This is a genomic window from Sphingobium fluviale, assembly GCF_004122115.1.
GTDB lineage: Bacteria > Pseudomonadota > Alphaproteobacteria > Sphingomonadales > Sphingomonadaceae > Sphingobium > Sphingobium fluviale.
Map to the genome: position 1 here is coordinate 181,719 of NZ_SBKP01000001.1, position 12,473 is coordinate 194,191.

The 12,473-nt window shown below is 65.2% G+C and carries 9 protein-coding genes; 4 read left to right on the top strand and 5 right to left on the bottom strand.

The window, feature by feature from the left end:
• Positions 1-73: 73 nt before the first annotated feature.
• The 3 genes from EQG66_RS01040 to EQG66_RS01050 all read right to left on the bottom strand — a co-directional run bounded on the left by EQG66_RS01040 (position 74) and on the right by EQG66_RS01050 (position 7,534).
• The gene (locus EQG66_RS01040) at positions 74-4,375 is read right to left on the bottom strand and encodes a strawberry notch family protein (RefSeq protein ID WP_129402674.1); all 4,302 of its coding nucleotides are present in this window, start codon (positions 4,373-4,375) and stop codon (positions 74-76) included.
• Between the two features lie 139 nt (positions 4,376-4,514).
• Positions 4,515-6,575 (bottom strand): ParB/RepB/Spo0J family partition protein, encoded by a 2,061-nt coding sequence (locus EQG66_RS01045; protein WP_129402675.1) that lies wholly within the window; start codon positions 6,573-6,575, stop codon positions 4,515-4,517.
• 32 nt (positions 6,576-6,607) lie between these two features.
• Positions 6,608-7,534, bottom strand: a complete 927-nt coding sequence (locus tag EQG66_RS01050) for a DUF7146 domain-containing protein (protein ID WP_129402676.1) — start codon at positions 7,532-7,534, stop codon at positions 6,608-6,610.
• A 227-nt stretch (positions 7,535-7,761) separates the two neighbouring features.
• Here EQG66_RS01050 and chrA point away from each other — a divergent pair, with 227 nt between their 5' ends.
• The 3 genes from chrA to EQG66_RS01065 are packed head-to-tail and all read left to right on the top strand — an operon-like array spanning position 7,762 to position 10,296.
• Positions 7,762-9,093, top strand: coding sequence for a chromate efflux transporter (gene chrA / locus EQG66_RS01055; protein WP_129402677.1), 1,332 nt, complete (start codon positions 7,762-7,764; stop codon positions 9,091-9,093).
• Between the two features lie 13 nt (positions 9,094-9,106).
• Positions 9,107-9,841, top strand: a complete 735-nt coding sequence (locus EQG66_RS01060; protein ID WP_129402678.1) for a superoxide dismutase — start codon at positions 9,107-9,109, stop codon at positions 9,839-9,841.
• Positions 9,842-9,846: 5 nt separating this feature from the next.
• Complete coding sequence (locus tag EQG66_RS01065; protein WP_129402679.1) at positions 9,847-10,296, top strand: chromate resistance protein ChrB domain-containing protein; 450 nt, start codon at positions 9,847-9,849, stop codon at positions 10,294-10,296.
• A 26-nt stretch (positions 10,297-10,322) separates the two neighbouring features.
• Here the strand turns inward: EQG66_RS01065 and EQG66_RS01070 are convergent, their stop codons facing one another.
• Entirely contained in the window at positions 10,323-11,204 is an 882-nt protein-coding gene (locus EQG66_RS01070; RefSeq protein ID WP_129402680.1) for a DUF4238 domain-containing protein, read from the bottom strand.
• Positions 11,201-11,740, bottom strand: coding sequence for a hypothetical protein (locus EQG66_RS01075; protein WP_066765435.1), 540 nt, complete (start codon positions 11,738-11,740; stop codon positions 11,201-11,203). Before EQG66_RS01075 ends, EQG66_RS01070 begins: the two co-directional genes overlap by 4 nt.
• 94 nt (positions 11,741-11,834) lie before the next feature.
• Between EQG66_RS01075 and EQG66_RS01080 the strand changes: the two genes are divergently transcribed.
• On the top strand, positions 11,835-12,470 hold the full coding sequence (locus EQG66_RS01080; RefSeq protein ID WP_066765433.1) for a hypothetical protein: 636 nt from the start codon (positions 11,835-11,837) through the stop codon (positions 12,468-12,470).
• Positions 12,471-12,473 lie beyond the last annotated feature (3 nt).

Sequence of the window (12,473 nt, forward strand, 5' to 3'; positions counted from 1 at the left end):
GGCCCGGAGGAAGGCAAGCGATTTGAGCTGGACAGCGACGTATCAGCGGCAGCGGCAGCGGGTTCCGCAAGCCTCACGCTCGCCCCTCCACCAAAGCTGACGATATGGCCGCGAGAACAATTTCAGCCCGGTCCATCGGCACAAACGTTCGCGTCGAATAGGCGATGACCTCGGTAAAGCAGCCCCGCGCCTTCAGCCATTCGCGGTCCAGCGGGTTCTGCCCGCGCAGTTCAAGGCGGCGACTGTTGTTAACGAAGACCGACACCAGGCGCACGCCCTCCAGGCCCGGCACGGACACGCCCTCGTCGTTACGCGCCGCCACGATCAGTTCGGACGGGGTCAAGCGGACAGAAGCGGCGAGCCCGAACTCGGCTTCGAGGTTTTCGACGGCGGCGGGCATGACGATACGGCCGAGCAGAGCCTCCCCCGACGCATCGCCGATCCGCCAGACCCGCACATCGTCAGCGGGGAGTTTGTGCCACACGGGCAGCAGCAGGCCGGTCGCCACGCTGATCGTTTCGACGTCGAGCCTCGCGGAAGCTTCGGCCACTTCGGTTTCCCAAGCTTTGCGAAAATCCTCGCGCTCGATCGGCTTCCAATGGCTGGTCCAGAGCGTGCCCATCGACATGCGGTCGGTGCCGGTCGGACGGACGAGCTGGCACATCGGCACCGGCTTGCCCTCATCATCGGTGACCGACCAGGACGGCACACGCAGTGCCACCCGGCCCGAACGGCCATTGCGCAGGAAGGCGATGTCGTCGGTGCCCTCCCAGATATGCACCAACCGGTTCCACGAGGTCGTCCAGGGGCGCATATGCAGTTCGAGGCGAAGCAGCCGGGTCTCGGCGCCTGTCAGGGGATCGGTGCGCAAGACCTGGTCGGACAGCGGCACGATCCGCTCGGCCCGGATGGTCTCGACGCCGAGATCGAGCGTGCCCGCCTCGCGCGCGGCATCGACGCGGGCCTGGATCAGGCCGATATATTCCTCGAAGATCGCATTTTGCGTCGCGATCCGAGGCGCCAGGATACGATTGAGCCAGCGCTGGATTGGCGGCAGCCGCTCGAGCAGGCCGCCGCCCTGATCCTCGACCAGCTTTAGCCCTGTCATCGCCTGGAAATAATCGAGGTTCGTGCTGGATAGCTTGCCGGCGTGGAGCAGGTGATACCACTGCGTCAGCGCCTCGCGGGCATAGTCGCTTTCCAGATTGTCGGCGGGGTCAAACAGGTTTTGCCCGCCAGTCTGGCGTTGACCGCGGGTCAGGGCGCCGAGGCTGTCGAGCCGCCGCGCGATGGTGCTGATGAAGCGGCGCTCTCCCTTGCAGTCGGTGGTGACCGGGCGGAACACTGGCGGGCTCGCCTGATTGGTACGATGGGTGCGGCCCAGCCCCTGGATCGCGGTTGCCGCCTTCCAGCCCGGTTCGAGCAGGAAGTGGATGCGACGGCGGTCGGCGCTGCCGCAGTTCAGATCCGCATGGTAGGAACGCCCGGTCCCGCCCGCATCGGAGAAGGCGAGAATCGTCTTGCGCCCCGCCATGAAATCGTCGCTGTCGGCCTTGCGGGCACCCACGCTGCGGGATTCGAGCTTCTGGTTGCCGCGTGGATCGAGCACGAGGCGCTTGGTCCGCCCGGTGACTTCGGCGACCGCATCGCTGCCGAAATGCGCAATCAGCGCGTCGAGCGCGGCGGGGATCGGCGGCATGCCGCAGAGCTGTTCGACGAGGGCATCGCGCGCGGCGAGCGCCTCCTGGCAATGAACCGGCTTACCGTCATCGCCCATCATCATTTCCGAGCGCATCGTCCCGTCGCTCGCCCGAAAGGCACGCATCTGCCGCGTGGGAAAGGCGTTCTTGAGGTAATCGATGAGTCCGTCGAGAGGCGAGGTGTCCACGAGCAGTTGCGCCCGCTCCTGAGGGGAAAGAGCGGCAAGCCTGCGACCGAGGACCGCTTCGCCAGTACTGACCAGTTGCACGACTGCCGCGTGGCCCGCCGCCAGTTCCGCTTCGATCGCGCGGATCAGGCTCGGCATCTTCATCGATAGAAGGACGCCTGAATAGAAGCGCTGTTTCGAGCTCTCGAACCGAGACAGCGCCGATCCTTTCGCCTGCGCGTTGAGCGTCTCGCCCGACATGCGATCGACGATGTTCGCCGCTTTCAGCGCCTCCTCGAGCCGCCCGTGTATAATGCTCCACGCATCGCTATAGGTGTCATAGATGGTGATCTGGTCCGGGGTCAGCCGATGTTCGAGCGCCTCATATTCAACGCCGGCGAAGCTCAGGGCCCGGGCGGTGTAAAGTCCCATGGCCTTGAGATCGCGGGCGACGATTTCCATCGCGGCGATACCGCCATTGTCCATCGCCGCCATGAACGCCGCGCGGTCGCGGAACGCCGTGCCCGGTCCCCATAGCCCCAGGCGCGCGGCATAACAGAGGTTGGCAGGATCGGTGGCGCCCGTCGCCGAGACATAGAGCACCCGCGCTCGTGGCAGGGCATGTTGCAGACGCACGCCTGCCAGGCCCTGTTCGGAACCCCTGGCTGCGCCGAATTCGGTCTCGGTGCCGGCGGCGTTGGCGAGCGCATGGGCCTCGTCGAACACCAGCATGCCATCGAAATCCTCACCCAGCCAGGCGCGGATCTGCTGGAGCCGCGAGGCCTCGTCGTGCCGAGACGAGCGCAGCGTCGCATAGGTCAGGAACAGGATGCCGCTGTCCATGCTGATGGGGCTGCCCAGCGGGAAAGCGTCGAGCGGTTGGATGTCGATGGGAAGGCCGCCGAGTGCCGCCCAGTCGCGCCGCGCGTCCTCGACGAGGCCAGAGGCGACCGAGATCCACACCGCCTTGCGGCGGCCCCGGTTCCACTGGTCGAGGATGCAGGCGGCGACCTCGCGCCCCTTGCCGACGCCGGTGCCGTCGCCGATGAAATAGCCGGTGCGGTAGACATGACCGCCCGGCGTCTCACCCAGTTGGTCGCCAGCATCGTTGGGGAGGAAGGTTCCGGGAAGATCGCGCTCGAAGGCCTCGCCAGCATGGATCACTGTTTCGAGCTGGGCATCGGATAGGGCCGAAATTGCGCGCTGCTGCAACAAGGGGTGATAGCTCGGCGCCGGCGGCAAGACCGAGGCCATCGCGACCGATTCAACCAGTTGGTCGGGATGGGGCTTGGCGCCGGAAATTTCGATACGTGAAAGCCGCCAGGGGACATAGATGCCGACGGGATCGCCTGCGGGCAGCGGCATGTCGCGGACGCTATAGTCGAGCGGACACGGCACATCGTCGACGCGCGGTTCGCGCTTGGGCGTAACCAGGCGCGAACCTGCCAGACCCGCGAACAGTGCCGATGGCGAGGGCTTGGGAGCAAGCCGCACATGCGGCTGCGCCATAGCAGGCGCGGGCGGCGGCGATTGTGAGGGATCGAGGCGATCCGGCAGGCCGAGCACAATCGGCAATGCCGCCTCGATGCTGTCGACCGTATGGCGCGCCGTCTGGCCCGCCCAGCCCTTGTCGTAGACGATCAGCCGCACCGCAATGCTGGTGCCGTGCTTGGCGTAGGGATTGCCGAGGATGGTGATTTCGGCGCGCGGCGGCACCACCTCGGCAACCGCCGTGTATCCGGTCGCCGCACTGCCGTCGGAGGCGAAGCCCGGCGACATGATCGCGACGCAGCGGCCGCCATGGGCGAGCCGGAGCAGCGCCGAGCGCAGATGGCGCGCACCGGCATGACGATCCCGGCCCCGCCCCTCGCTGCGGCTGAAGGGCGGGTTGATCAGGACCACGCTCGGGGCGACGCCAGTTGCCAGCTTGTCGTGGATGAACTCGGCGTCATGAGTGGTGACGTCATGACGCAGTGCGAGTGCGAGCAGCGCGGCACGCTGATTGTCGCGTTCGTTGAGCAGCAGGCGCGCTCCCGCCCTCGCGGCATGGGCTGCCAGCATCCCGGTCCCGGCCGAGGGTTCAAGGATGCTATCAGATGCTGCGATCATGGCGGCCCGCGCAGCAAGCCAGGCGAGCGCCAGCGGCGTGCTGAACTGCTGGAGATCGACCTGCCGTTCGGAGCGGTAGGTCTGGGTCGGTAGGCTATTCTGGAAGGCGACCAGCCCCGCGAAGGTGGTCTGTGGATGCTCGCCCTGCCAGTCGGCGCGGCCGAGCAGCAACACCTGCGCCGTCTCCAGCGCGTCATAGGCGTCGCGCAACGACCAGGCCCCATTGGCATCGGACGCGCCGAATGTCTCCGTCATCAGCCGAGTGAGAAACTGGCGGGTAATGGTGTTGGAACGGACGAGCGCCTCCGCGACGATCGTGGCCACCGAAAACAGCTTTTCGGCCTTGGTGGCGCCAGCGTCGAAGAGCGGCTCGGCGAGTTTGAGAAGCGGCATGTTCATAGCAGGTGATCCTCGCGAAATCGGGCGGCCTTCCGCCCCGTCGCCAATCGCCCTCCCCCTTGCTCCCCGTTGGGCGAGCACAAGGAAACGGGGCCACGGCAGGCGCGCCGCGGCCCCGTCGGGAGGATTGGCTTGTCGGTCAGGCTGCGACGGCGAGCGATCCCGTGCCGTTATCATCCAAAGGTTCGGCCACCGGATCGGCATCAAGATCGATGACGATGTCGGACTCGTCCGCCGCCTCGCCGTCCGGCTCGATCATCGGCCTCGCGGCGTCATCGAGCGGTACGAACCGCATGGCATCGGGCAGCCAGCTCAGCGCCCGTTCCTTGGTCTCGGCCTCGACGAGGATGTCGCCCGCGAAGAGCTTCTCCGCCGACGCGGCGAGATCGTGCTTCTTCGACGCGCCGTAGCGGTGCCGCAGTTCGACGCCGCCGACCGCCTCGAACAGGTCGAGGATGGCGGGCTTGGTGATCCGATCGAAGTAGTTCTTCGCGCTCGGCCGCCACCACGCGGCAACATCGATTGCAAGCTTGGAACCGAGATGATCGATGAAGGCACTGCCCGTCCGGCCGGCAGGCACCGCATCGAAAGTCCGCGCGATCGCCCAGCCCAGCCAGGCAGCGCGCGCTTCGTCGGACAACGCGCAGAACGCGTCGTAGCGGTCCCGCACATCGTCATGATCGATCCAGCTGCGGTCGAGCGCGCCGTCGAGCTTCGCCCATTCCTCGGCGGCCGGCGTGCCACTCTCGAAATTGGCGACGCGCGGACTTGGCGAGCGAGCGCGCAGTTCGCTGGCCAGATCCATGCTGCCGTAGTGCCGGGTCGCGGCGTCGGCCATGATGAAGGTGCCGACATCGAGCGCGAAGCGCGGATCGCTCGCGACATGGACGGCGAGCAGCTCAGTCTTCATCATCGCCAGTTCGTCGGCCAGACGCTGGCTGACGACGGGTTTGCTCGGACCGTCGGTTTCGTCGGGATGGTCGAGCCCATTCTCGCCATCCTCACCGTCGCTGTCGTCGCCGTCGTCCGCAGGCGTTTCGACCGGCGCGATATAGAGCTGCTCGTGGATGCGGGGCTGGCCGTCGCGGCCGATCACGACATAGGCGAGCGCGGAAGCCTTTTGCTCGTCAGTGAGCACCGGCGTGCGCGACTGGATCGCGTCGTATTCGGCCTCGAGCGCCTGGACCCGGGCTTCGTCGTTTTCGGTGTAGCCCTCGCCGGTCTCATCGGAAGCGGCTTCTTCGATCGCTTCGAGCTCGTCCTGGATCGCCTCGCAGCGCGCTTCCTCTTCGTCGGTCAGCGGCGGGAGATCGCCCTGCACCTGCCGCAGGCCATAGGTCTCGGTGTAGGGGATGTGGGACGCAACAACCGTGCGGATCTGGGCATAGCCCTCGCGTTCGCGGATCGCTTCGGCGGCGGCAGCGAGCTGTTCCTCGGCAAGGTGATCGAGGATGTCGCCATCGATCCACATCTCGCTGGCATCGTCGGAGAAGAGATCGGCATCGATCCGGCCACCAGCGGCGACATAGGCCTCGCGCCCGACCAGCAGCGCCTTGGGGTCGCTGCCGCGATAACCGCCGGATGCGAGCTGACGACGGATCTCGCCGACATTGGCGCGGTAGTAGCCCTGACCGAGCTGCTCGAACACCGAAGCCTGGCGCGCGGTGTCGGATGTGCTGGCATAGGCCATGGCGATGTCGAGCGTGATCGCGCCTTCGCGCAGCGCCTCGAACACCGGTTCGGCGAGATTGGCGAGCCGCAGGCGACCGAGCACGAACCGCTCGGTGAGCCCGAAGCGCTTGGCGATGTCGGCGGGCGTCTTGTTCTCGGTTTCGATGATATCCTGGAACGCGCGGCAGGCATCAGCAGGATTCATCGCCAATTTGAAGAAATTCTCCGACAGGCTGATCTCGACCGCGTCGTTGGCGTCGGCGAGGACCTTGACCGGCAGTTCGTAGTCGGCGGGCAGCTCGCCCTTCTCGATCGCGCGATGGACGGCGTCGAGGCGGCGGCCGCCGGCGGTGATGCGATAGCACCCCTTCTTGCGCGCGACCGGCAGGCCGATCAGGTTCTGGAGCACGCCATGCGCGACGATGCTGGCTTCGAGCTGGGCGTCGGCCTCGGCGTCGCTACTCTTGCGCACATTGCTCGGCGACTTGGCGAGCTTGCCGGCCGGTACAAGGATGATAGGCTGGGACATGGATATTCTCCGCGCGGACGAGGCCCGACCATTCAGGCCGCTTGCCGCATCCAGTCCCCCACCCCCTTTCCTTTTGCCCGCAGCAGGTCGTTCCAGTCGTTGAAGCCCCGGTGCGGCCAGAGCACATCGATCGTCCGGCCCGGCATCGCATAGGCGTCCATGGCCTTGGCGGCGCCGATCCGCCCGCCGCGGTCGTTGTCGGGAAGCAGGATCAGGCGGGAGACGGTGTCGGGAATGGCAATATGGGCGAGGCGTTCGTTGCCAAGCGTCGCCCAGACCGGGATGTCGAGCAGGAGGATCGCCGAGAGGGCGGTTTCGATGCCTTCGGCAAGGCCCAACGTCTCGGTTGCCGGCGCAAGCATGACCGCACCTTGACCGGGACGCCCCAGCATTCGCCGGGGGTTGGCGAGGTCGCGCGCGCGGCGCGGTTGATGCGGATCCAGGAATGTCCGCTGGAGCGCGACAAGGTGCTGTCGTTCATGCAGCGCCGCGATCATTGCTGGCCGGAACACAGCTAGTTTGCCTCGGCCCAGAGGTGCGCGCGAATGATAGCGCAAGGTCGGAGGCAATAGAGCAATGGCGCGTCGCTGCAAGTAGTGTTCGGCAGGTGTTCCAACCAGCGAGCGCGCGTCGTCCCAAAGATCTACTGCCCGTTGCCGCAACCATGCGGGGCTGAGCGTAGCGTTGGGCGAACGTGCTTCTGACGGACCGATCAGAGCGGTGTTGTGATCAAGCCGATGGATCGCGCGGATCACGTCGATCGTCTCGCAGCCCGCAAAACATTTGAAGAGCAATGCCTTCTCACCCACGCGAACTGAGAGGCTGGGCGTATGATCGTCATGCGCGGGACAGTGGCACATCGCGCCGTTTGGCGACCACAAGCCGCCGAGGCGTTTGACCAGATCGGATGCCTGGGCTTCGAGATCGATATTGCGATGTAAGCAGGGGGTTGCAGGCATGATGCCTCCTTGGAAACACCACCCAGTGCCACCTCCCCTTCGCGCCGTGGCGATCTGCGTTCCCATTTTCGAGAATGTGCACCGAACTGCTTCGGCAGGCGTTGCGATTTCAGGGACGGCCGTCTAATCTGGCAGCGCCGGGGCAATGCAACCTCCCGGTCAGGCGTCACCGCCCAAGCGTTGCCTTGTTTGTCCGCACTCGCGCGGATGGAAAGGCATGGGGACGAGTGACTGAATTTTCCGGATCGACTGTTTCGACCAACCGGCCTGATTTCGGCGAGTTGCTCCGCGTGTTCACGCGCATCGGGTTCCTGAGCTTCGGGGGGCCTGCCGGCCAGATCGCGCTCATGCACCGCGAACTGGTGGATGAGCGCCAATGGGTCAGCGAGGACCAATATCTCCATGCCCTGAACTTCTGCCACCTGCTTCCCGGCCCTGAGGCACAGCAGCTTGCCACCTGGATCGGCTGGAAACTGCACGGACTACGCGGTGGGCTCGCCGCCGGGCTGCTATTCGTCGTTCCCGGCGCGCTGGTTATGCTCGCATTGTCGATGCTCTATGCCTTTGCGGCCAATCTCGACTGGTTTGCGGCTCTGTTCCTCGGAATCAAGGCCGCTGTCCTGGCGATCGTCGTGCAGGCGCTTCTGCGCATAGCAGGACGATCGCTCAATACCGGCTTCAAGAAGGCGCTGGCAGTAGTCGCCTTCGCCGCCCTCTTCTTCCTCGACCTGCCTTTTCCGTTGGTCGTCCTTGGAGCGGGAGGGATCGGTATGCTGGTCGCCGCGTCTAGACCCGATTGGCTGGGAATCAAGCTTGGCGGCGCAACACCGGTTTCCGGGCCTCGCCCGTGGGGCCTGACCATGCGGACGATCGCGATCTGGGGCGCCATCTGGGCGGCGCCGATGGCTGTGGTCCTTGTAACGCTTGGGCGCGGCCATGTGCTGTGGGAGATCGGCAGCTTTTTCTCCCAACTCGCTGTCGTCACCTTCGGCGGAGCCTATGCGGTCCTTGCCTACATGGCGCAGCAAGCCGTGCAGAGTTACGGCTGGCTCTCGCCGGGTGAAATGGCCGACGGCCTCGGGCTTGCCGAGACCACGCCAGGACCGCTCATCATGGTGACGCAGTTCGTCGGTTACCTTGCCGCTTTCCGCTCCCCGGAACCGTTCACTCCGCTGGTCGCGGGCCTGCTCGGCGCGGCACTGACCACCTGGGTGACGTTCGCTCCCTGCTTTCTGTGGATTTTCACCTTCGCCCCCTGGATCGAGCGGATGGAGAACGCAAAGCGCCTAAAGGGCGGTCTCGCGGCACTAACCGCCGCCGTCGTCGGGGTTATCGCCAACCTCACGGTCTGGTTCTTCATCCATGTCCTGTTCGCCCGCGTCAGCGAAGTCGAGACCGGCCCCTTTCGGCTCTACGTTCCGGACTGGACGAGCCTCGACTGGCGGGCAGGCCTGCTTGCGGCCTTGTCCGCCGTCCTCCTCTTTCGGTTCAAATGGAATGTCATCAAAGTGCTCGGCATCACCGCCATTGGCGGACTGCTGCTTGGCCGAATCGCCTGAAAGGAAATGCCCGATGAGTGAAGTTTCACGCCGCACGGCGATGGGAAGTCTTGCCGCCGGAGCGGCCGGTCTTGCCATCGCCAATACAGCGGCAGCCAGTGAGGCCCAGACCATGACATCCCCCACCCTCTCGCCCGCATTCGCCGGCCAGCACCAGCCCAAGCCGCTGCCTTTCGATCCGGCCAAACTCGACGGTCTGTCCGAGCGGCTGATCCGCTCCCATTGGGAGAACAACTATCAGGGCTCGATCCGCGCGCTCAACATGATCGAGGGACGGCTCGCCGCCGCCATGGCCGACAAGGACTTCCCGCCGGTCGCTTATGGCGGCCTCAAGCGCGAGGAACTTCATCGCACCGGGTCGGTGGTGCTTCATGAACTCTATTTCGACGCGCTGGGCGGCAATGGGCAGGCAGCGGGAAGCATCCGCCAGGCGCTGACCGCGTCGCACGGTTCGTTCGAGGCATGGGAGGCTGAGTTTCGCCGCACCGCGATGGCGCTGGCAGGTGGTTCGGGCTGGTGCATCCTGGCCTGGAACCACCACACGGCGTCATTGCACAACTACTGGTGCTGGGACCATACCAATGGTCCCGCAACCGGCACCCCGCTGCTCGTACTCGACATGTACGAGCACGCCTTCCACATGGATTACGGCGCGGCGGCCGCGAAATATGTCGACGCATTCATGCGCAATCTCGACTGGGAGGTCGTCGAGGGCCGGTTCCGTTCGGCAACGAGCGCGAAGGGCTGACGACGATGAAGTGGGTCACCCGCGAACGCCCCAAGATCGACCGGATCGCCTGCCCCTGGTTGATCGCGCGCTTCATCGATCGGGAGGCGGAGTTTCTCTATGTTCCTGCCAACGAGGTTCTTGCTGTCGCGGCCAAGGAGGGAGCGACGCCCTACGATATTCCGGACGTCGAGTTCAGCCACGTCGGCGAGCTATGCAGCTTCGATGCATTTCTCGCCAAATATGCGCTCGATAATCCTGCGCTACGGCAACTTGCGGTCATCGTGCGCGGGGCCGATACGTCCCGGCTTGACCTCGCCCCGCAGTCGGCCGGCCTGTTCGCCATCTCGCTCGGGCTGTCAGCCCGCTACTCCGACGATCACGAGATGCTGAGCCACAGTCTTGTCATCTACGATGCGCTCTATGCCTGGTGTCAGTCCTGTCAGGGCGAAACCCACAACTGGCCGCCTACGTGAACCTAGGAGTTTTCGTCGGTTTTCCGCTAGCGAGCTCCATGCGTGGTAAGTTGGTCGAAACTGAATCCGGCCCATTCGAGATCGCCGTCGAGATGGGCATCGTCGGCAATCATGTAGCGGACCGTCAGGCTGTTGCCGTGCTGAACCAGAAATTGCCGGTTGACCATCCGGGCTGCGTCCGCGGGCATGGCCGAGTTGGTGAACCCGGGCGGCCCACCGGCGACGATGAAAGCGCCGCAATGGCGATCGAGCGTCAGCCACCAGGTCCTCAGATTGTTGAAGAAGGCGCCGAAAGCGGCCTGCTGTTCGGGCACCAAAATCAGCAGCGTCGGGCTGGTCGAGGTGCGCAGGGGGATCGGTGACTGGCAGACCATCACGTTGATGGCGGCCGCATCCTCCGGGATGGTCGTGTCCATCGCGCCATCGCGAAAGAGGGCATGTGCGTTGTCGGCGGCTGCGGCGATCCATTCGTGCATCTCGCGCTCCTCTTCGCTCAGATCAGCGTCGAGCGCGCCGGCCTTGAAGCGCGAGGATTCCGCCTCGATGAAGCGCAGTGTCTCGAGATTGCGCCGCTGGAGGTGGCGGGCAAAGCCGTAAATCGGGATCTTGTCCGTCTCGTCAAGGCGCGCGCAGGCGCCGTCGGTGATCTTCTGCCAGGTCGGGCTGTTGGAGAAGGGCGTCTCGATCACCCGATTGATCGGACCTTCGATCGAGCCGGCTACGCCCTCCGCGACGAAATCGTGCATCGACTCCTCGTAGCCGATACGGTCGATGGACTTGCGATCGGTGGCGAGAATATCCCCGTGCCGTTCGAGGATGCGGACCTTGTTCGGATCGTCCGGGCACGCAAAGCGCCGCAGGTAGAATTGCGGGACATAGTGATGCCTCTTGGGGTGGCCTTCGCTCATTCCGCCGCCGCCTCGCGGGACGCCGGCGCCTCGGCCGAACGCGTCTTGTCATCAATGTCGAAGCCGTCGATCGACAGGCCGACGATCATGTTGATGAACGCCTTGGCCTCCGCGATGATCGCCTCGGCCTCCTTAGTGTTGCTGAACGAGCCCTGGTGGACGACGGCGTTGCGGACCGCGTTGATCGTCGCGGCCGATTTGATGAGGGCCTTGGCGGTCGGGCTCGTCTTGGGCGTTGCGAAATAGACCGGCACGAACAGGCGCTCGACCTTCAACGGCAGGCCGTTGGCCCAACGGAGGAACTGGTCGACGGTCGCGGCGTCGAACTGTGTCTTTTGCGACCATTCGGTCCGCACCGCGTAATTCGCGGCGATTTCGGCCGCGGTGGCGCAGCGCACGATCGCGGCCGAAGGTTCGTCGCGGGTGTGAAGTCCGGAAAGCTTGGTCCATTGGGATTGGAGCTTTTCGAGATCAGTGCGCTCGTTATACGGCTTCTTCGACGTCTTGCGATGCGCATCGCTTTTCGACTTGCTCATGCGCCCCCCGTTCAACTTGTTCCGCTCTTGAACGCCCTACAGTATTTCAGCGGCAGCGGCGAGGCGATGGCATGGCGCTTGAGGAGAAGGACGATTGAGCTCGAATACAGATCAGTTGCCGCGCGTCTTTCAGGCCAATCTCGCCCGTCTGTTCGACCGCATCATTCTACCCGGGCTTGACGCGCTGGCCGTCCATCCCCGGCTCGAGCGCGGCGAGGCGGCGACGCTGGACGCGTTTCTCGACCGTGCCGCGGCCCAGGTCGACAACTACACCGCGAACGAGGCGGCGAAGGCCTATGTCTTGACGCTGGCGGCCATGTTCGAGCGCCAGTTGAGCGTGTGGGCGCGCGCCCGCCAGACCGAAGGCCGGGGCCACTTCTCGCGGATTCGCGGCTTTGAAGCGCTCCTGACCGCCTGCGCGGATCAGGCGGGGATTGACCTGCAGCGGGATCGGTTGGGGTCGGACCTCAGCCAGATGTTCCTGGTCGCCAATGTCGTGCGGCATGGTGACGGCCGCTCCTGCGAGGCCCTCCGGGCCGCGGCGCCGGAGCTTTGGGAGACGGACGCGCCGGATTATCTCGATCTCCTGCCAGGCGAGGCGGTGGTCAGCGAGCATCTCAGGATGCGAAGACGCGACCTGATTCGCTACATCCGCGCGGCCACATGCTTCTGGGGCCTCGCCGACCGGTTGCCGATGGCGGTAGCCGATCCACCCTATCGAGAGGACTGAGGT

Bases quoted from the DNA above. Each gene is read 5' to 3' on its own strand.
- EQG66_RS01075 (WP_066765435.1), bottom strand. From the start codon at position 11,740: ATGAGCAAGTCGAAAAGCGATGCGCATCGCAAGACGTCGAAGAAGCCG.
- EQG66_RS01070 (WP_129402680.1), bottom strand. From the start codon at position 11,204: ATGAGCGAAGGCCACCCCAAGAGGCATCACTATGTCCCGCAATTCTAC.
- EQG66_RS01065 (WP_129402679.1), top strand. From the start codon at position 9,847: ATGAAGTGGGTCACCCGCGAACGCCCCAAGATCGACCGGATCGCCTGC.
- EQG66_RS01050 (WP_129402676.1), bottom strand. From the start codon at position 7,534: ATGCCTGCAACCCCCTGCTTACATCGCAATATCGATCTCGAAGCCCAG.
- EQG66_RS01040 (WP_129402674.1), bottom strand. From the start codon at position 4,375: ATGAACATGCCGCTTCTCAAACTCGCCGAGCCGCTCTTCGACGCTGGC.
- EQG66_RS01060 (WP_129402678.1), top strand. From the start codon at position 9,107: ATGAGTGAAGTTTCACGCCGCACGGCGATGGGAAGTCTTGCCGCCGGA.
- EQG66_RS01045 (WP_129402675.1), bottom strand. From the start codon at position 6,575: ATGTCCCAGCCTATCATCCTTGTACCGGCCGGCAAGCTCGCCAAGTCG.